Below are 18,670 nucleotides of genomic sequence, written 5' to 3'. Positions count from 1 at the left end.
TATAAACGTTCAGAATACGCAGTGAGAGGCATTCCTGAATACTGGATTATCGATCCTATTGCCCTAAAAATATCGGTTTTAAACCTAATTTCGGGATTTTATGAACTGGCAGAATTTAACAACGAAGATAGGATAATATCGATAACATTTCCCAGTTTAAAATTAACTCCTCAAATGGTTTTTGCCCAGTAGCATTATTAACGATTATGACTATCCCCTTAGAAATCCAACAACGCTGCCAACAATTAAAAACAGAACTACAAAGGGCCAGTTATGCTTATTATGTTCTTGATGATCCTTTTATATCCGATAGCGTTTATGATCAACTTTATCGGGAGTTAGAAGACATAGAAAAGCGTTATCCCCAATTAATCACCCCCGATAGTCCCACCCAAAGAGTCGGGGATAAAATCTCTAGTCAATTCGTTTCTGTTCGTCATAATATTCCCCTGTATAGTCTCGAAAATGCCTTTAACCTCGAAGAATTAAATAAATGGGGCAACCGTTGGCAAAGATATGTAAATGAAACCCAAGACACGGAATATGTGTGTGAATTAAAAATCGATGGTTCCGCGTTAGCTTTAACCTACGAAAACGGCTTTTTAGTCAGAGGTGTTACTAGAGGGGATGGAGTCAATGGCGAAGATATTACCCCCAATGTGCGGACAATTCGCTCTATTCCTTTACGCTTAAATATAGATAATCCCCCAGCAATTGTGGAAGTGCGCGGTGAAGCCTTTTTACCCCTCGATACCTTCGATAAAATCAATCAAGAAAGAGAAGAAAAAAGGGAATCTCTCTTTGCTAATCCCCGCAATGCGGCAGCAGGAACCCTACGACAATTAGATCCGAAAATAGTTGATAAAAGACGCTTACAATTTTTTGCCTATACCCTGCATTTAGACGATAACAATATCACTACTCAATGGCAATCCTTAGATAGATTAGAAACCATGGGATTTCTGGTTAATCCCCACCGTCAACTCTGTCCATCCCTGCAAGAAGTGGCGCAATACTATCAAGATTGGCAAGAAAAACGTCATCAATTAGCCTACATGACCGATGGTGTCGTAGTCAAAATCAACGATTTACAGCGACAAAATCGCTTAGGATTCACTCAAAAATTCCCCCGGTGGGCCATCGCTTTAAAATATCCAGCCGAAGAGGTCCCCACGGTAGTTAAAGATATTATCGTCAATGTGGGACGCACCGGCGCAGTCACACCCATGGCGGTGATGGAACCGGTACAGGTAGCAGGAACCACCGTACAAAGGGCTACTTTACATAATAGCGATCGAGTGGCCGAATTAGATATCCGCGTCGGTGACACGGTAATTATCCGCAAAGCGGGGGAAATTATCCCGGAAGTGGTGAGAATCCTGCCAGAATTGCGTCCTAGCCACACCTTACCCTTTCAGATGCCCACTAATTGCCCTGAATGTCAATCTCCCCTAGTCCGTCCGGTGGGGGAAGCGGTGACGCGCTGTGTCAATAGTTCCTGTCCGGCGATTTTGCGGGGAAGTGTAGTACATTGGGCCAGTCGCGATGCTCTCGATATCCGGGGATTAGGGGAAAAAGTGGTAATTTTGCTGATTGAACAGGGATTAGTTACCGCTATTTCTGACCTCTACAGCCTCGAAAAAACGGAAATTGCCAAATTAGACCGAATGGGCGATAAATCCGCCTTAAATTTGATTACAGCTATGGCTCAGAGCAAAAATCAAAGCTGGTCGAGGGTACTTTATGGGCTAGGAATTCGCTATGTGGGCAGCGTTAACGCCAAAATTCTCGCCGAAAGTTTTCGGACAGTGGAGGAGTTAGCTAACGCCAGCGTGACTAATTTAGCCTCTGTTTATGGTATCGGTGAAGAAATCGCTCAATCGGTCTATGATTGGTTTAAAATCGAGGCTAATCGGGATTTAGTCGCTAAATTACAGGCAGCGGGTTTACAATTTGCCGCAGCAGCAAAAACCACCACCACAAAAGCGACTTTAGCAGGGAAAACCTTTGTCATTACTGGCACTTTACCAACTCTCAAACGGGAGGAAGCGAAAGAATTAATCGAAAAAGCCGGGGGGAAAGTGACGGGTTCTGTCAGCAAAAAAACTGATTATTTAGTGCTAGGAGAAGCGGCGGGTTCTAAGCTAGAAAAAGCCCTAGAATTGGGCATTACTCAGCTAACCGAAGCACAATTACTCGAATTAATCAAGGGTTAAAAGCTTAAGACTGGAGCAAATCTACTGAAGTATTATCGATTAACCCAGCAACAGCATCAAGATAATCATTAAGTTCCATTTTGTGAGCTTGGGCAAATAAATTAAGGGTTTCTACCTTTGTTCCTTCTCCCTGTTCAATGCGTCTCACTTGACGCTCGGATACTCCTATAATATCTGATTGTCGCAGTTGATGCTGTTTGCGTAAAGAGGCAATCGCTCGACCAAAAATCTGATCATGTTTTAATTTAATCGCTGCAAACTTTTGTTTTGCTACTGGTTCAATCACACTCAAAAAAGCCTCTATATCAAGATGAATGTCCACGACTGGCCAATGAATATAACTACCATCTTCTGCTATAATAAACTTCTCTCTTTCTTCTAGAGGAATACGCTGTAAAGCTGGCATAGATGCAAAGGGAATTTCTAGCTCATCGAGATCACAGCGACTGATTAATAAACTTTCCCCAATAACTAAAGCTCTGGCGATTAAATGCTCTTGCGCTCCCCAAATCCAAGCATTAATCACCCTTGTCGGTAAAATAAAATCTCGATAAACGAGGGTATTTCGCAGGGTGCGTAAATTGGCCTGTTTAAATAGTTGCGGCAACCAGATAGAATCAATGTCTGCTCGGATAAAAAGACCTCGCAGATGATGTTTATCATTAGCATTTCTGGCAATATCTGACACTGCTTTTAAACTGGTCAAAGAAGTACAAATAAAGATGTTTTTTAAAGAATCAATATTCTTTAAATCTGGTAAAGAAAGAATCTGCACAGATTGAAACTCTGGCAAGAAATTATAAATTTCTTTATCCTCAATTATAACAGTAATTTCTGGCTTATTTAACATGATTAATTCCCCTGCGTACAGACTTTTGCCTCCCATTCAATCAGGAGCGCAGAACGATTCGCTAAAACGTGGTCAAGAATTTGCTTTTTTTCCTTACTAGATATTTTGGCATTGGCGGGCCATTTCACCTGAAAATTTAGACCATTTTCTTGATTACAAAGTAAGAAAAAAACTCTAATTTCCCATTGGCCCGGTTTACGAACATGAAAATGAGGTGGCAAATGATCGTGAGAATTGAAAAACAGATCTAAGCCATCTAAATTAAAGGATTCCACCTTGCCCAAATGTTCACCTCGCCTACCTCAACTCTGGTCACTTAATGCCATTATACACTTAACCAGACATTTTGTCCTTAAATTCTGAAATATAATGTCTGCTTAACCTAGAACGATCAAAGCGTTAGATTAGAGAGAGTCCTTTTTTGAGAGATATTTAAACCTGATGGTCTGGCCTTTTAAACCGAAAACCCGCAAACAAATCGCTCGAATAGAAATTACAGGTGCAATTGCCTCCGATACCCGCCAAAGAGTCTTAAAAGCCCTAGAAATCGTCAAAGAAAGGCAATATCCCGCCCTACTTCTCCGCATTGACTCCCCCGGGGGAACCGTGGGGGATTCCCAGGAAATTTATGAAGCATTGAAGCGGTTACAAAAAACCACGAAAATAATCGCTAGTTTTGGCAATATTTCCGCCTCTGGCGGCGTTTATATCGGTATGGGGGCTAATTATATTATGGCTAACCCCGGCACGATTACCGGCTCGATCGGTGTTATCCTGAGGGGGAACAATCTAGAAAGATTGTTGGATAAGGTGGGAGTTTCGTTTAAAGTGATTAAATCTGGCCCTTATAAAGATATTCTCTCCTTCGATCGAGAATTAACTGATGAAGAAGAAAGAATTCTCCAGGATATGATCGATACCAGTTATCAGCAATTTCTGCAAACCGTCGCCGGAGCGAGAAATTTAGATGTCAATCAGGTGAAAAGTTTTGCCGATGGGCGCATTTTTACCGGTCAACAGGCGTTAGAATTAGGAGTCGTTGATCGCTTAGGAACCGAGGAAGATGCCCGACTTTGGGCGCTAGAATTGGCAGGATTACCCCCAGATAAAACTAAATGTCAGACTATCGAAGAACCGAAACCCCTGCTCAGTCGTCTGACGGGCAATCGTTCCCAAATACCCCTAGGATTACAAAAAACCCTACAGCGTCTAGAATTTGAATTAGAAGTTAACGGACAACTATTGTGGTTATACCGACCCTGATGACCAGATTAAAGTCGAGAAAAAGGGCGCGTTAACCCCTAAAATTGACTCATCAGGATTATCGGAGGATAACAATCGTGCAGTGGAAGGTTCGAGCCATTCGGGGAGCAACGACGGTAACGGTTAATACTATTGAAGCTATACGAGAAGCAGTGACAGAACTCCTCGAAGCGATCGAAATTCACAATAGTCTCGATCCCGATGATATTGTTAGTATTATCTTTACGGCAACTCAGGATTTAGACGCGATTTTCCCCGCTGCTATCGCTCGCGAACGTCCCCACTGGCAAAATGTCCCCCTCCTCGATGTGCAACAGATGCACGTCGCTAGTAGTCTAGAAAAGTGTATTCGCGTAATTCTCCACGTTAATACTCCCAAACTACAAGGGGAAATGCAGCACGTCTATCTCCGGGGGGCGAAAAATCTTCGCCCCGATTGGCAGATTTCTCCAGTAACTATTAATCGCTAAAATCTTCCATAACTGACTAAATCGCCATTTCCGACAGCCAACTCAAAATTAATTGATTAACTTTTTCGGGATGTTCATCGTGGGGACAGTGACCAGCTTTGGCAATCGGATAAAATTGGGTATTATTGCCCATTTTAGCTCTTTCTTGGTAAATTACCGAACCAGCGATCGGTGTCCAAGGGTCATCCTCTCCCCAGAGTACCAATAAAGGGCGATCGATTGGCGGTAATAATTCCTGGGGAGAAGGTCCAGGGGGTGCTGTCAACACCGATGCGAACACTCCCCACGCACCCGCATCACAGGAGGGTTGATAGAGAATTTCGACTAATTCCTCGGTAATCGCAGTATGGTCGCGATAAACCTGTTTTAAGGTGTTCCGGATGCGATTTTTCTGTCTTACCTGTTCAAAAATAAACTTTCCTGTCACGGGGGAACTAACTAAACCGGTAAAGGCAGCCATGATTAAACGCAAGGGGAAATTTAATTCTTCGGGACGATGGTTTAATCCTCCCGCACAGTTGATAATTACTCCTGCGGCAGTGATTTCGGGAGATTCTGCCATCAGCATTAAGGCAATCAGTCCCCCGATGGAATTACCGACAAATACCGTCGGTTTTGCGATTTTTTCCCGCCAAAAGTCTTGTATTTGCCGCTGCCAAAGGTTGAGACTATAATCTAAAGCGGGCTTATCCGCACCCCCAAATCCCAAGAGATCTAGGGCATAGACTTGATAGCCATTTTCCGCTAAAACGGGGATATTTTTGCGCCAATGACCGATAGATGCCCCAAAACCGTGAATTAATACTAGGGGTTGTCCTTCTCCCCGCACAGTGTAGGGGATGGTGTGACCTTGCCATGTCCAAGACAATTGCTCTAAGCTAGTGGCAGTGAGGGGCGATTGTAGTGCCATTGTATGAAGTTTTATTAAGTGATATTTAAATTATAGAATAAAAATCAGTCGAGAATTTATGCCACAACGCCAGACTTTTACCAATAACTCGATGGAAATTTCCTATTTACAATGGAGCGATCGAGGTATGCCTCTACTATTATTGCACGGCATGGCGGATCATGCTCTGGTTTGGTCAAGTTTGGGCGATTATTTACGCTCAAATTATCAAGTTATTGCCCCAGATTTGCGGGGACATGGGGAAAGCGGTAAACCAACAACCGGTTATCACTTTCAGGATTATATCGGCGATTTAAGGGCTTTAATTAATCATTTAGGTTGGACGCAAGCACATATTTTAGGTCATTCTTGGAGTGCTAAAATAGCGGCGATTTGGGCAACTCAACAGCCAGAAGTATTTAAGAGTTTAATTTTAGTCGATCCCTTTTTTATCGATAAAATGCCTAGTTGGATTAGGATAACTTTTCCAATTCTCTATCAGGTTTTGCCCTTTTTAAAGATTACTCGTTCCTTTGATAGTTATCAGAGCATAGAAGCGATCGCTCGTCAATTAAAACAATATAAAGGTTGGTCAAATTTACAGCAAGAGGTGTTTAAAAATGCCATTGAACAAAAAGCGGATGGCAGTTGGAGCAGTAAATTTACTTTATCGGCACGCGGGGAAATTTTTGAGGATGTCATGGGGTTTGCTGGATTAACTAAAGCTTTAGATATTCCCAGTTTATTAATCCTTCCTCAACAAGGATTAAATCGCACTACTTGGCAAATTCAATCCTATAAAAAGTATTTAACTTCTCTAGAGATTAAAAAGATACCGGGTAATCATTGGGCATTTTTAGGGGAACCTGAAACTTTTAATCAAGCGGTGGCTGAGTTTTTATCTGTTCGGGAAAATGACGATGTTTAATTAGAAGGTAATTGAGCTCATTTTAAGCTGGATTACGCTGCCCTAAGTAGGTAGGTATTAAAAACTTTCAGATACCCCCCTTATCAAGGGGGGTAGGGGGTATCAAACCTAAAATCCATTTTTAATTTAATTATAACTAGCTACTTAACACCCTAATTTCATATAAATTTCTTCGGCAATATTCTTGCTACCTCCAGACTCTCCCACTCTAATTTTACCGTTCTCTAAACATCTATGTAAATACTGAGAATCTGCCAAAATATCGACAATTTTAACCGCAGCATTTTTAAATAAATTCACCTCCGTGGGTTTCTTTCCAATAGTTATCACCGATTCCCCTAATAAGCGCATTTGTGCCTCAGCAAAAGGGTAGGTAAATTGGGGTCCAAATCCGGGTATTTGTAGGACGGGTTTTCCTAATCCTACCGCTTGTTCTACTGCTGTCCCCGCCATGGCTAAACAAGCGTCACAATGGTGTAGAATATCGGCAAAAGCATCACGATAACAGCACAATAAAGCCCCATTTTTCTCTAGTTTTCCCGCTCCTAAATAATGCCATCCCTCTTGTTTAGCCAAATTTTCTAAGTCGGTTTCTCTGATGCTAGGAATGATAGCAGCCCGAAACTGCATCGGTTTAATTTTAACTATTTCCTCACAGACTTGTAACTGTAAAGCTAAATTACTCAAAGCTTCGGGTAAACGACTCCCCGCTAATAAAGCAATCATGGGAATTTGACTATCTAATTCTAAATCTTTACCCGTTGGTGTTAAGACATCCATAATCGGATAACCAGCAAAAATCGCTTTTTTAATACCCCGATTTTGTAGGTCTGTTGCTGTATATTTATCTCTGGTAAAAACCCTTAAACACTTGTCTGATCTTAAACATAATTCTGTCAGTAAAGGTAATTTAATTGTACCTTCGTAATAACTGGAAGTAGAAACAATAAAAGCCACAAAAGGACGACCAGTTAAACGAGCGATCGCAATCGGCACAATATCCCCCACTGCTATCAATAAATCACAATTCTTGCTAACTTTAAAAGCTGCCTGAATTTGTTTAATAGTTAGACCGATTAATCCCGCCCCAATATCTTTAATCCAATTAAAAGGATTGGTATAAATAATTCCCCCCGATGGCATAGTGGCAGTGGGGGCAATAATGGGTACTGGCAATTTTTGATAAGCTTTTCCCTCTCCCACTAAAGGCAAAGCAGCTATAGATAATTGGGGCTGAATTTTTTGTAATTCTCCCACAATTAAACTAGCATTTAAATCCTCACCATGACCATTACTAAGAAATAAAACCTGTTTAAGCATCGATTTCGTATCCTCTATATTCCCTTGCTGCCAAAGAAACTGCCACCGTCACCGATTTTGCTTCTATTTGCTTGCTGACTAGCAAAATCTCGCCCATTTTTAAAGCGGCAGCCTCAGCGACGCTAGGGGTTCCCCCTTGCTTGTTGACAATGGCTGAGGGATTGGGGACATTAATATCTCTCAACTCCTCGACAGTAAAGGTTTTTAGGGGCAATCCTTTCTCCTGACAGTAGGTAATTAAACCCAGTTCATCAGCTTTGATGTCAAGGGTGGCGATACCAGCAATAGCGGCTAAAGAGAGGTGATAACGCTGAAAAACAGCCCTAATTGCCCTATCTATGACCGCTTTCTCCGTGCCCCGGATGCAACCTATGCCTAGCCATAATACTCGTCCATGGCACTGCACTTTTACCCCAGAAGAATCGGCGGGTGGGTGGAAAGCAGGGGAAGCGCCAGTCATCATCGGTGTTGCCTCTAATTGTTGCGGGATTAGGGTTGCCAACGGGGAGAATCACCTTGGGGCTGTTTGGTAAGCTAAAAAACATTTAATACTAAATCCAGTTATTAAAAACTGATTATTTATTCTCCGTTTTGCCCTTTGCATGAGTAGAAAACGGGTTTCTCGGAGAAACCCGTTTTCTGTGCGTTACTCAACGGATTTAGTATAAGAGAGGGTTCGTAAATTAATGTAAGGAAGATGGATTGTTTCTCGCCGCTCCCCGATACCTTTTTAACAGGATTTAGTTTAATACACTTGTGCTAATAGGGCGCAGATTCTGCGCCCTAGATACCTTACTATCCTAGCGGGTTAGGGCCGCGCCTCTTTCGTACAAAGTGCGGGCATAATCGGTCCAAGTACCCTGGCCCCAATAACGGAAACAACTGGTTTGCACGAGCAAATTATAAAGTAGTGCCTCCAGATAATCCGGTCGTCGGGTGAAGCTAGGATCCGCCTGTACTAAAGGATCATATTTCTCGTGGAATTGAGCGCTTAATTGGTTCATCGGTTCGAGGACATTTTCGTAACCGCGCACCCAACTGAGATCATTTGTCCAAGAGGCCCCATCCATGCTAAAACGGTGGTCGGTCTGTTTTAACTCAGCGATCGCCTGTTCTACCGCTTCTGGGGTAGCGGCATCCGGATTAACTCGCTGCCAGATTTTATGCTGGTGTACGGCTTGAATTGCCGGATAATCTTGGGGATTAACGCCAGCAGCCTCGATTAACTCCAGATATTCCGTACCGTTAAATCCTGCCACACTGGAACCCCCCTGCATTTCCCGCCAAGGATTGGGAAAATCGCGAGGAAATTCATTCATCATCACGCCACCATTTTCACCGTCGGCAATCTGGGAACCTAAGGAAGGAACCCAAACGCCGCCGATTTGCTGTTTACTGCGGCATTTAGCCTCGTGGTAGGGTTGCATTTGGGCGACTAATTTGGTGTCGGAACCCTGGGTTTTAATCAAAGCAGTAATCGCAATCACTTCACCGCGAGAATTACGGGCCACCAGGCGATTAGGAATATATTTTTGTTCCTGACTCAATCCCGAACCGTCGAGATTTTCCACCGAATGTTCCTGTACCAATAACCAACGATAGCCGCATTCTTTCAGAGCTTTAATATACTCGTAGAGGGTATCGGGATGATTAGGAAGGTGCATTTCCGGGGGAGAGAACCCTTTGACTCGTTTTAGAGCATCCACGCCAAAAATCGAGGCAAAATAGGTTTGCCATGCTTGCATCTGTAATTTTAGATCAGGAATCGGTGTGGAAGGAGCCACCGCGTGACTCCACATCGTCCCCAACCATTCCACATAGGGTTGATATTGACTGTTACAGGTGATTAATTTGAGTTTATCGAGGATATCCTGCCGTCCCATCTGCACCAAACCCCAGAGGAGATTGCCGGAATAATCGAGCATAATCCGGGGATTACAGCCTTCCGCCACCAATTCCGGGATAAAATCGCCCATGCGACTGTAACACCAGGCAAAAACGCTGGCATTGTGGTTATCACCATCCCCCTGATTTTCGAACATATGCTGGAGATTGCAGATTAATTCCCCGTTAACACCCGCCGGGATAGTGGGTTGGTGCATATGCAAGGCACAGGCAAAACCAGCCTTAATATTGTCTAATTTGAGATTTGTTGTCGGTAAAAAGATCGGATCATCGTGATTAACAATCGCTGCGATTTCCTGTTCCCAACCGCAAATAGTTGGTAGTCCGGGGCGTATTTCCGTGATAGGGTTCGATTTCGATGATACGGGTGTAGCGATCATAATTTTTCAGGCGAATAGATTGAGATAGTTTGTCCCCACTCTCCCAGGGACAACTTTTTTTTACTGGCAACAGGTCACTCCTGACTGTTCACTGCTAACTGAGCTAAGAGTGCGGACTTGATCCTATCCCATTTATACTGGGAGTAACCCCCTCCAGACACAAGCCTTCGTAACTCGTTAAAAATCAAGATGATTCTTTACTGAACTTAACCGATCCTCGCACTATGATACAAACAACTATCCGCCCTTTTACCTGTAACCTTTAACCATGTTCTCGGCGACTACCGAAATTCTTGTTATCTTCTTCCTCATCCTCCTCAATGGAGTCTTTGCTCTCTCGGAAATTGCCATTGTCTCGGCCCGCAAAATCCGTTTGGAACAATTAGCCAGAGATGATCGACGGGCGGCGGTGGCCTTAAAATTGGCCAATGATCCCAATCAAATTTTATCGACGGTGCAGATTGGCATTACCCTCGTGGGTATCTTTGCTGGGGCCTACGGAGGGGCTAATTTATCGGTCAGTGTGGCGCAATTATTGGCGCAAGTTCCTGTTTTAGCCCCCTATAGTCAAGCTTTGGGATTAGGATTAGTGGTGTTAATTATTACCTATCTATCCCTAGTGGTGGGGGAATTAGTGCCGAAACGCTTAGGTTTAAGTAATCCAGAAAAAATCGCTATCCTTGTTGCTAATCCTCTCGACAGGTTATCAAAAATTGTTTCGCCCGTTGTCCATCTTTTGAGTAAATCGACTAATCTGATTCTCGGTTTGTTGGGGATTAGCGGTAATAATAATGATTCCCCAATTACGGAAGAAGAATTGAAAATTATGCTTAAACAGGGAACCGAAGCGGGAACCTTTGAGGAAGCAGAACAGGATATGGTGGAAAGGGTGTTAGGATTGAGCGATCGCCGAGTAAGTCAGATTATGACCACGCGTCCGGATGTTGTTTGGTTAGATTTGGAAGATAGTGCCGAAATTAATCGCCAGAAGCTAATTGAGAGCAATCATACCCGTTTTCCTGTGTGTCAGGGCAGTTTAGATGAGGTTTTGGGGGTAATTGAAGTCACAGACTTATTGGCCGATTGTTTAACCGGTGAAAGTTTCGACCTAACGAAGGATTTACAGCAGCCGCTTTTTGTGCCGGAAAGCACTAGGGGTTTAAAGGTTTTAGAATTAGTGCAGCAAAGTGGTCATCATATTGCCTTGGTAGTGGATGAGTACGGGGTGATTCAAGGATTGGTGACGCGCCAGGATATTTTAGAGGCAATTGTCGGCGATTTACCCCAATTAGATAATATTGAAGATGCACAGATCGTGCAGCGGGAAGATGGTTCTTGGTTGATTGATGGCACAGTGGCGATCGAAGATTTTAAAGAATTATTTGAAATCAGTGAATTACCGGGGGAAAAACAGGGCAATTATCACACTTTAGGGGGTTTTATTATTACCCATCTTGGTAGGATTCCGGGGGCTGCCGATCATTTTGAATGGCAAAGGTTGCGTTTGGAAGTGGTGGATATGGACGGTAATCGCGTCGATAAGGTGTTAGTAACGCTCTTGTTGGATGATTTGTAAGTAAGTAGCTGGTTATATAGCGTTTCCTAAGCTGGTGAGGTACGCCTATTTTTCTTCCCTTTTGCCTAAAACCCATAACTTTTGTACCTCAGCAGACGGAAAAACGCTATATAACACCTAACAGCTGATGAGATGCACCCGAAGGGACTATTTTTGCAAGCTTGAGCGGCCAAGTCATTAGCCAATTTTGCCACAAACCCTAAGTAGCATCATGCTCAACGGATTTAGGATGATTATTTTTCTAGTCCGAAAAGCTCGCTCTTGAAAAAGGGGACAATTGTTAATTATTATTAAAAGTATATTTACTAATTAACCAAAATACCAGTGAAACTAGCTCAAGCTCAGACGATATTAACAGACACTTTAACCGTATTTTGGGGAGAATGGCTAGATTTACGGGCGAGAGTCCTTCAGATCGCCGCCACCGGTCTAGTTTCTCCCCTAATCTATATTATCGGTTTCGGGTTGGGGTTGGGAAGTGCCCTCGATCGCTCGATGAAACCCTCGATCGGCGATTCTTATCTAGAATTTATTTTACCCGGAATGGTGGCCCTGTCCTCAATGGCGATCAGTTTCGGGGGAACCACCTTTTCCATCTGTGGCGATCGCTTATTTAGTAAAACCTTCGAGGAATTATTATTACTTCCCGTCCATCCTCTCTCATTATTTTTAGGCAAAGTTTTCGCGGGAATTTTGCGCGGTGTAATGACTTCTGCATCGGTGATTCTCATTGCTATCTTATTTACAGGAAAATTTGCCAGTTTTCTCAATCCCCTCTTTTTATTAGTTTTAATCTTAAATTGTGCCGTCTTTGCCGGTTTAGGGGCAATTGTCGGATTGCGAGTTACATCCCTCGAAAGTGTCAGTCTGTATAATAACTTTTTAATCGTGCCGATGTCTTTTTTAGGAGCAACTTTTTTCGATCCCCAAACCTTACCCTGGCCATTAAAAATTATTGTTTATTCCTTACCCCTCACCTATGCTAGTCTGGGATTAAGAGCCGCAGCCTACGATATTAATCAATTCCCTTGGTTCGCTATCCCCATTTTGTTAATCGTCGCTATTCTTCTCTCGATTGTGGGTGCTTATCAATTCTCCCATCAACGGGATTAAATCAGTAATCAGTTATCAGTTATCAGTTATCAGTTAAGTACCCAGGCAAAATTAATTAAACATATCTAACTACCTCTTGCCTTTTGCCTCTTGCCTTTTGCCTATCTTCACTAGGAAATTTATTTTACACGACTACTTATCTCCTGACTCCTGACTCCTATCTCCTGACTCCTATCTCCCGACTCCTTTTTCCCTTGAATAAATATATCCTTTTTTATAAACCCTACGATGTATTATGTCAGTTTACTGATGAAAATGGGCGCTCGACTTTAAAAGATTATATTCCCATACCGAATATCTATTCTGTCGGTCGTTTAGATAGGGATAGCGAGGGATTATTATTACTCACAGATAACGGTCAATTACAGCATCGTTTAGGTCATCGTCAATTTGCTCATCCGCGCACCTATTGGGTACAAGTCGAAAGAATTCCAGACCTAAACGCTTTAGAAAAATTGCGTCAAGGTCTTCCTATTCAGGATTATCGCACTCGACCGGCAATAGTTAATTTACTAGATTTTGAACCAGATTTACCCCCCAGAGAGCCACCGATTCGTTATCGAAAATCTGTTCCCACCGCTTGGTTAGAAATTACCTTAACTGAGGGAAGAAATCGTCAGGTAAGACGGATGACGGCTGCCGTTGGTTATCCCACTTTAAGATTAATTAGAACCGCCATTACTATTGACAAAAACAATAAATTATGCTTAACAGGATTACAACCCAATCAATGGCGAGAAGTGACTGAAAAAGAGAGAAAAGCCTTAGAAAAATTGTAGATTAAATTATTGATAAATCAGCTATAGATGCTCATTTTTAAAAACTTCAAACACCTGCCGGCTGAAATATTTTAACTTATCAGCCACCTTAGGAGAGGGTTGATAATTGCCGACTAATTGCCAATTTTCCACCGTAGATAGTCGCCAAGCGGTTCCTTGATGGTTAAAAGCCTGCATTTCTAAGCCAATCAAACGCTGATGCTGATCCTCGCTATCGAGATGAAAACGAATTTGTACCAGAATACTGCGCCCTTGAATTCTGGGACTCCAACCGGGAAAATGAAAAGCGATATCGATCGAGTCGGGATCCGTTAACTCCCTTGTGTGGGGATCGTTGCGCCAAGGTTTCAGATCTGCCTTTGCATCGGGGAATTGTTGTTTAAACAGGTTGACGAGTGTGGCGATCTTCGCCGTTAATTCTAATCCTTTTGCCTGTTCCGACGCATTCATGCTCACCTCTGATAATTGCTTATAAAGTAACTATTTATACAGTTTAGCCCTGCTTTTTGCGACTATTGGAACAATTATAACGATATTTTCTCGATCGAGTCCAAAATGCCGCACCTGTCAATCAAGATAGCCGCCACCAAAAAGACAAAATCAAAACTACACTAGAAAATAGGATAATCGACAGGAACAGTATTTTCTATGAATCCCCAAGAGTCTCTATTACAATCGATCGAAAAATTAGGCTATCGGGTTACGGTGGGTGATGTGGCGGCAAAATCGGGTTTAGAGATTAACGCTGCACAACAGGGATTATTAGCTTTAGCTGCGGAAGCGGGGGGACATTTACAGGTAGCAGATACGGGGGAGATTATCTATCTTTTCCCCGAAAATTTTCGGTCGATTCTTCTGAATAAATATTGGCAATTGCAGTTAAAAGCTTTCGGGAGTAAAATCTGGAAAGTAGTTTTTTATGTTATTCGCATTTCCTTCGGCATTGTTTTAATTATTTCGATTTTAATCCTGTTGCTGGCTATCCTAGCGATCCTGATCGGCTTAATGTTTAAAGATAGTGACTCGGATAACAATTCGGGAAATAATAACATTAATATTAACTTCTTTCCCACGGACTTTTTCTGGATTTTTTATCCCGATTTTGGTAATAACTACTACGAAAGAAGAGATCGGGAAGTTAAGGCAGACAAACCCCCTAGTAAGATGAATTTTCTCGAGGCAGTTTTTTCTTTTCTTTTTGGCGATGGCGATCCTAATTTTAATTTAGAGGAGAGACGCTGGCAAATTATCGGTAAAGTAATTCAAAATAATCGTGGCTCGATTATCGCTCCACAAATTGCCCCCTATCTCGATAGTATTACCCCCAGTCATGAGGAGACAGAAGATTATATACTACCAGTTTTAACTCGCTTTAATGGATTGCCGCAAGTATCCGATCGAGGCGATATTATCTATTATTTTCCTGATCTACAGGTGACAACCAAAGAGAGAAAATTACAAACAGTTTCCCCCTATCTAAAGGAAAAACGCTGGAAGTTTAGCGAAGCAGATAGCGGTCAAATTATCCTAGCTTTAGGTTTAGGGGTGGTTAACTTTATCCTCGCTTTAGTTTTAGGATCTTTGCTCAACAGTGATAGTGTGGATTTGAGCGGTTCTCTGGGGTCAATAGTCACAGGAATCTACGGTTTTCTCCTCAGTTATGCCGGTGCTTTTTTGGGGATTCCCCTCGGTCGTTATTTCTTTTTACAGTGGAGAAATGAGCGGGTTAATCAACGCAATCAACAGCGAGAAAAAAGAGCAGATTTATTAGCCCAAAGTAATCCTGAATTGGAGCAAAAACTGGACTACTCTCGTCAATTTGCTGACCAAAAAGTGATTACAGATGCTGATATTAGTTATTCTACCGATCAAGACTATCTCGAACAAGAGATCGAGCGCTCCGATAAAATCGATCAAGAATGGCAAAAACGCTTAGAATCCCCCGATTCTTGACTCCTGACTTGAAAGAGGGTGTAGGGTGTAGGGTGTGGGGTGTGGGGTGTGGGGAAAGAAACCTCTTTCATCTGTGGTGGTGAAAATTTTTTCATCAGCACTGACTCCCCAGACTCCTGACTCCTAACCCCACCAACAAACTTTTTGCCGCAAACCCTAGCTTAAACGATCGAGAGTGCGATACTGAATTGCTTCGGCAACGTGGGAACTTTTCAGCATTTCACTATCTCCTAAATCGGCAATGGTGCGGGCAACTTTGAGAATGCGATCCATTGCTCGGGCCGATAAACCCAATTTTCGGATTGCCCCTTCTAAAATATGGCGACTGCTCTGATCAAGAGCGCAAAAACGCCGCAAATGCTCGGAATTCATCTCCGCATTAGAGCGAATCCCCGTATTCTGAAAGCGATCGCTGGCCTTTTGCCGGGCCCCTTGTACCCGTTGCCGCACTTGCTCAGAAGCTTCTCCCCGACTCTCTTGGGTCATTTCTTCCGGTTTCAGGCGATTTACCGTCACTTGTAGGTCAATACGGTCTAAAAGCGGCCCCGATAATTTCGCCCAATATTGTTCCCGTTGTCGCGGTGAACAGCTGCAGGGTTGCACCGAATCGCCGTAATAACCACAGGGACAGGGATTGGTACTGGCCACCAAGGTAAAACGGGCCGGAAAAGCGACGGAAAGACGAGTGCGAGAAATGCTCACATAACCATCCTCTAGGGGTTGTCGGAGATATTCCAAGACACTGCGCTTAAATTCCGTTAATTCGTCCAAAAATAAAATACCACGGTGGGAAAGGGAGATTTCTCCCGGTCGGGGATAAGTGCCACCTCCCACCAGCGCCGCTCCGGAAGCGGAGTGATGGGGACTGCGAAAAGGACGCTCGCGCACCAGGGAACCTCGATCTTTCAGTAATCCAGCGACGGAATGAATCTGGGAGACTTCTAGGGATTCGGCAAAGGTAAGCTGGGGCAGAATTCCGGGTAAACGTCGCGCTAACATGGTTTTACCGCTACCCGGTGGCCCGACAAAAATTAGGTTATGACCTCCAGCTGCGGCAATTTCCAGGGCCCGACGGCCAATTGCTTGACCTTTAACATCCTTGAGATCGGGAAGATTTACCCGCGATCGCCCAAATTCCTCAGCAGCGTTAAAAGTCATCGGTGAATGGCGATCGGGTTCATTTAAGAAATTTACCACTTCCGATAGATGACGAAACCCATACACTTGTACGCCTTTGACCACGGCCGCTTCTTTGGCATTATCGGCGGGAACCACTAAACCCTTAATCCCCATTTTTTCGGCAGCGGCAGCAATGGGTAAAACCCCCGCCACGGGACGCAAACTACCATCGAGGGATAATTCACCTAAAAAGAGAAAATCCCCCAATAAATCGGCTTCTACCTGTTCGGAAGCCCCTAAAATGCCGATACTAATCGGTAAATCATAAATTGGACCCTCTTTGCGGATATCGGCAGGACTTAAATTGATGACAATTTTGCGGATGGGAAAAGCAAATCCGGCATTTTTTAGGGAAGCTTTTACCCTTTCTTTCGACTCCTGCACGGCGGTATCGGGTAAACCCACCACGGCAATTCCGGGTAATCCTCCCGATACATCCACCTCTACCCCGATTTTAATGGCATCGATGCCGATAATTGCCGCACTCCAAACCCTTGCTAACATTTTGGCTCAAGTAAAAATAAAGTGAGTTCTTAGGAAAATGAAACAGGATGTTAGGCTAGTTTTCCGCATAAAAATGATTTTATCTGGGAATTTAACCTGAAAATCAGCCTATTTCTCGGTATAAACTAGCCAGAAAAGCTGAGAGCTTAATGGTATAGTTGAAAAAAAAAGCAATTTGTCTATGAGCGAGACTATTTTTAGCAAAATTATCCGGAAAGAAATTCCCGCCTCGATCGTTTATGAAGATGATCTGGTTCTCGCTTTTCGAGATGTTAATCCCCAAGCACCCACCCATATCCTCATTATCCCCAAAAAACCGATTCCGAAACTAGAGGAAGCCAGCGAAAGCGATCGAGATTTATTGGGACATTTGTTACTAACTGTTAAAAAAGTGGCCGCCGAAGCCAAATTAAGTCAAGGTTATCGCGTGGTGATCAATAATGGGGAACATGGAGGTCAAACCGTCGATCATCTTCATGTCCATCTTTTGGGCGATCGCCCAATGGACTGGCCTCCGGGTTAAACCCTCTTATTTTCCCGCATTTTTGGGGAATTATAGAGCTAGAAGCGTTTTTTTCCTGAGTCGGTCTTCTCGATGTTAAACCCATGAATAGGTCTCTTTCTGCGATCGCTTTGTCCAGCACCCTGCTCTTATTTCCCTTCACCCCCACGACTCTCGCTCAATCGGAATGCTTTCTCCAAAGAGCAGATGGACAACACATAGATCTTAGCCGTCTCTGTGGCGGTTCATCTAGAAATAGGAAAAATTCCCCGCAAGTTTATCAGCTACCGATTCAACGCCGGGTTAAAGGCATTCCCACGGTGATGGTAGTTTTTAATCACCGTCACTCCTATGAAATGCTTTTTGATACAGGTGCTAGTGGCATCGTCCTCACCGATGCCATGGCGAAAGCGATGAAAGTCAAACGGGAAAGGAAAGTAATCAATAATACCGCCGGCGGTGTCGTTACTGGTTATCTTGGTCGCATTAATTTTGTTAAAGCTGGCGAGATGACTTTATATAATCAGATTGTTAATATTTCTCCCCAAATGAAAGGGTTAGGACTCTTGGGACAAACCTTTTTTGGTTCCTATGATGTCACGATCAAAAAAGATGTGATTGAATTACGTTATCGTTGATAAGTAGCTGGTTATAATTAAATTAAAAATGGATTTTAGGTTCGATCCCCCCTGCCCCCCTTGATCTGTCCTTTAGTCACATCTTTCTTAACATTTCAAACCTTTGTAGCACAAGGCTTTCAAGACTCGGTTAACAATTTGTAATATTCCTTGTTGACACCCTTACAAAACAAAGAAAAAACTGAAATCAAGTCAGGATAAGGGT

19 protein-coding genes are annotated in these 18,670 nt (G+C 43.2%); 11 read left to right on the top strand and 8 right to left on the bottom strand.

The window, feature by feature from the left end:
* The coding region (locus IM507_RS10000; RefSeq protein WP_272071905.1) for a Uma2 family endonuclease at positions 1-192 on the top strand (192 nt) is incomplete at its 5' end.
* 14 nt (positions 193-206) lie between these two features.
* Entirely contained in the window at positions 207-2,216 is a 2,010-nt protein-coding gene (ligA, locus tag IM507_RS09995; protein ID WP_123231057.1) for an NAD-dependent DNA ligase LigA, read from the top strand.
* A gap of 4 nt (positions 2,217-2,220) precedes the next feature.
* Here ligA and IM507_RS09990 read toward each other — a convergent pair whose 3' ends face one another.
* Entirely contained in the window at positions 2,221-3,066 is an 846-nt protein-coding gene (locus IM507_RS09990) for a DUF2442 domain-containing protein (protein ID WP_190537604.1), read from the bottom strand.
* A 2-nt stretch (positions 3,067-3,068) separates the two neighbouring features.
* Positions 3,069-3,341: a DUF4160 domain-containing protein gene (locus tag IM507_RS09985; protein WP_223211069.1), complete on the bottom strand. Its 273-nt coding sequence runs from the start codon at positions 3,339-3,341 to the stop codon at positions 3,069-3,071.
* 166 nt (positions 3,342-3,507) lie between these two features.
* Here IM507_RS09985 and sppA point away from each other — a divergent pair, with 166 nt between their 5' ends.
* A complete protein-coding gene (gene sppA, locus IM507_RS09980) occupies positions 3,508-4,329 on the top strand; it encodes a signal peptide peptidase SppA (protein ID WP_004163622.1) in 822 nt (273 codons plus the stop codon).
* Between the two features lie 68 nt (positions 4,330-4,397).
* Positions 4,398-4,799: a chorismate mutase gene (gene aroH / locus IM507_RS09975; protein ID WP_287636951.1), complete on the top strand. Its 402-nt coding sequence runs from the start codon at positions 4,398-4,400 to the stop codon at positions 4,797-4,799.
* A gap of 16 nt (positions 4,800-4,815) precedes the next feature.
* Here aroH and IM507_RS09970 read toward each other — a convergent pair whose 3' ends face one another.
* Positions 4,816-5,709, bottom strand: coding sequence for an alpha/beta fold hydrolase (locus tag IM507_RS09970; RefSeq protein ID WP_123231055.1), 894 nt, complete (start codon positions 5,707-5,709; stop codon positions 4,816-4,818).
* Between the two features lie 58 nt (positions 5,710-5,767).
* Here IM507_RS09970 and IM507_RS09965 point away from each other — a divergent pair, with 58 nt between their 5' ends.
* Entirely contained in the window at positions 5,768-6,616 is an 849-nt protein-coding gene (locus IM507_RS09965) for an alpha/beta fold hydrolase (RefSeq protein ID WP_287636947.1), read from the top strand.
* Between the two features lie 144 nt (positions 6,617-6,760).
* Here the strand turns inward: IM507_RS09965 and IM507_RS09960 are convergent, their stop codons facing one another.
* The 3 genes from IM507_RS09960 to IM507_RS09950 all read right to left on the bottom strand — a co-directional run bounded on the left by IM507_RS09960 (position 6,761) and on the right by IM507_RS09950 (position 10,221).
* A complete protein-coding gene (locus IM507_RS09960) occupies positions 6,761-7,936 on the bottom strand; it encodes a lipid-A-disaccharide synthase-related protein (protein ID WP_024968671.1) in 1,176 nt (391 codons plus the stop codon).
* Complete coding sequence (locus IM507_RS09955) at positions 7,929-8,396, bottom strand: cobalamin biosynthesis protein (protein ID WP_287636950.1); 468 nt, start codon at positions 8,394-8,396, stop codon at positions 7,929-7,931. Before IM507_RS09955 ends, IM507_RS09960 begins: the two co-directional genes overlap by 8 nt.
* Before the next feature lie 340 nt (positions 8,397-8,736).
* The gene (locus IM507_RS09950) at positions 8,737-10,221 is read right to left on the bottom strand and encodes a polysaccharide deacetylase family protein (RefSeq protein ID WP_287636946.1); all 1,485 of its coding nucleotides are present in this window, start codon (positions 10,219-10,221) and stop codon (positions 8,737-8,739) included.
* 268 nt (positions 10,222-10,489) lie between these two features.
* On the opposite strand from IM507_RS09950, the gene IM507_RS09945 reads away from it, so the two are divergent.
* The 3 genes from IM507_RS09945 to IM507_RS09935 all read left to right on the top strand — a co-directional run bounded on the left by IM507_RS09945 (position 10,490) and on the right by IM507_RS09935 (position 13,689).
* Positions 10,490-11,797, top strand: coding sequence for a hemolysin family protein (locus IM507_RS09945; RefSeq protein WP_130757402.1), 1,308 nt, complete (start codon positions 10,490-10,492; stop codon positions 11,795-11,797).
* Between the two features lie 324 nt (positions 11,798-12,121).
* Positions 12,122-12,910, top strand: a complete 789-nt coding sequence (locus tag IM507_RS09940) for an ABC transporter permease (RefSeq protein ID WP_002739916.1) — start codon at positions 12,122-12,124, stop codon at positions 12,908-12,910.
* A gap of 194 nt (positions 12,911-13,104) precedes the next feature.
* Positions 13,105-13,689: a pseudouridine synthase gene (locus IM507_RS09935; RefSeq protein WP_123231089.1), complete on the top strand. Its 585-nt coding sequence runs from the start codon at positions 13,105-13,107 to the stop codon at positions 13,687-13,689.
* Between the two features lie 21 nt (positions 13,690-13,710).
* Here the strand turns inward: IM507_RS09935 and IM507_RS09930 are convergent, their stop codons facing one another.
* Complete coding sequence (locus IM507_RS09930) at positions 13,711-14,139, bottom strand: hypothetical protein (RefSeq protein ID WP_002740194.1); 429 nt, start codon at positions 14,137-14,139, stop codon at positions 13,711-13,713.
* 198 nt (positions 14,140-14,337) lie between these two features.
* Between IM507_RS09930 and IM507_RS09925 the strand changes: the two genes are divergently transcribed.
* On the top strand, positions 14,338-15,642 hold the full coding sequence (locus tag IM507_RS09925; RefSeq protein ID WP_002739648.1) for a hypothetical protein: 1,305 nt from the start codon (positions 14,338-14,340) through the stop codon (positions 15,640-15,642).
* A 156-nt stretch (positions 15,643-15,798) separates the two neighbouring features.
* On the opposite strand, the gene IM507_RS09920 is transcribed toward IM507_RS09925, so the two are convergent.
* Positions 15,799-17,325, bottom strand: a complete 1,527-nt coding sequence (locus IM507_RS09920; RefSeq protein WP_123231054.1) for a YifB family Mg chelatase-like AAA ATPase — start codon at positions 17,323-17,325, stop codon at positions 15,799-15,801.
* Between the two features lie 181 nt (positions 17,326-17,506).
* On the opposite strand from IM507_RS09920, the gene IM507_RS09915 reads away from it, so the two are divergent.
* Together IM507_RS09915 and IM507_RS09910 are read left to right on the top strand one after the other, a co-directional pair.
* Positions 17,507-17,848, top strand: a complete 342-nt coding sequence (locus tag IM507_RS09915) for a histidine triad nucleotide-binding protein (protein ID WP_123231053.1) — start codon at positions 17,507-17,509, stop codon at positions 17,846-17,848.
* Positions 17,849-17,931: 83 nt separating this feature from the next.
* Positions 17,932-18,465, top strand: coding sequence for a retropepsin-like aspartic protease family protein (locus IM507_RS09910; protein WP_123231052.1), 534 nt, complete (start codon positions 17,932-17,934; stop codon positions 18,463-18,465).
* Positions 18,466-18,670 lie beyond the last annotated feature (205 nt).

The sequence above is a fragment of the Microcystis sp. M20BS1 genome (assembly GCF_020245305.1).
Taxonomy (GTDB): Bacteria; Cyanobacteriota; Cyanobacteriia; order Cyanobacteriales; family Microcystaceae; genus Microcystis; species Microcystis ichthyoblabe_A.
This window is presented reverse-complemented; position numbering and strand designations above follow the sequence as displayed.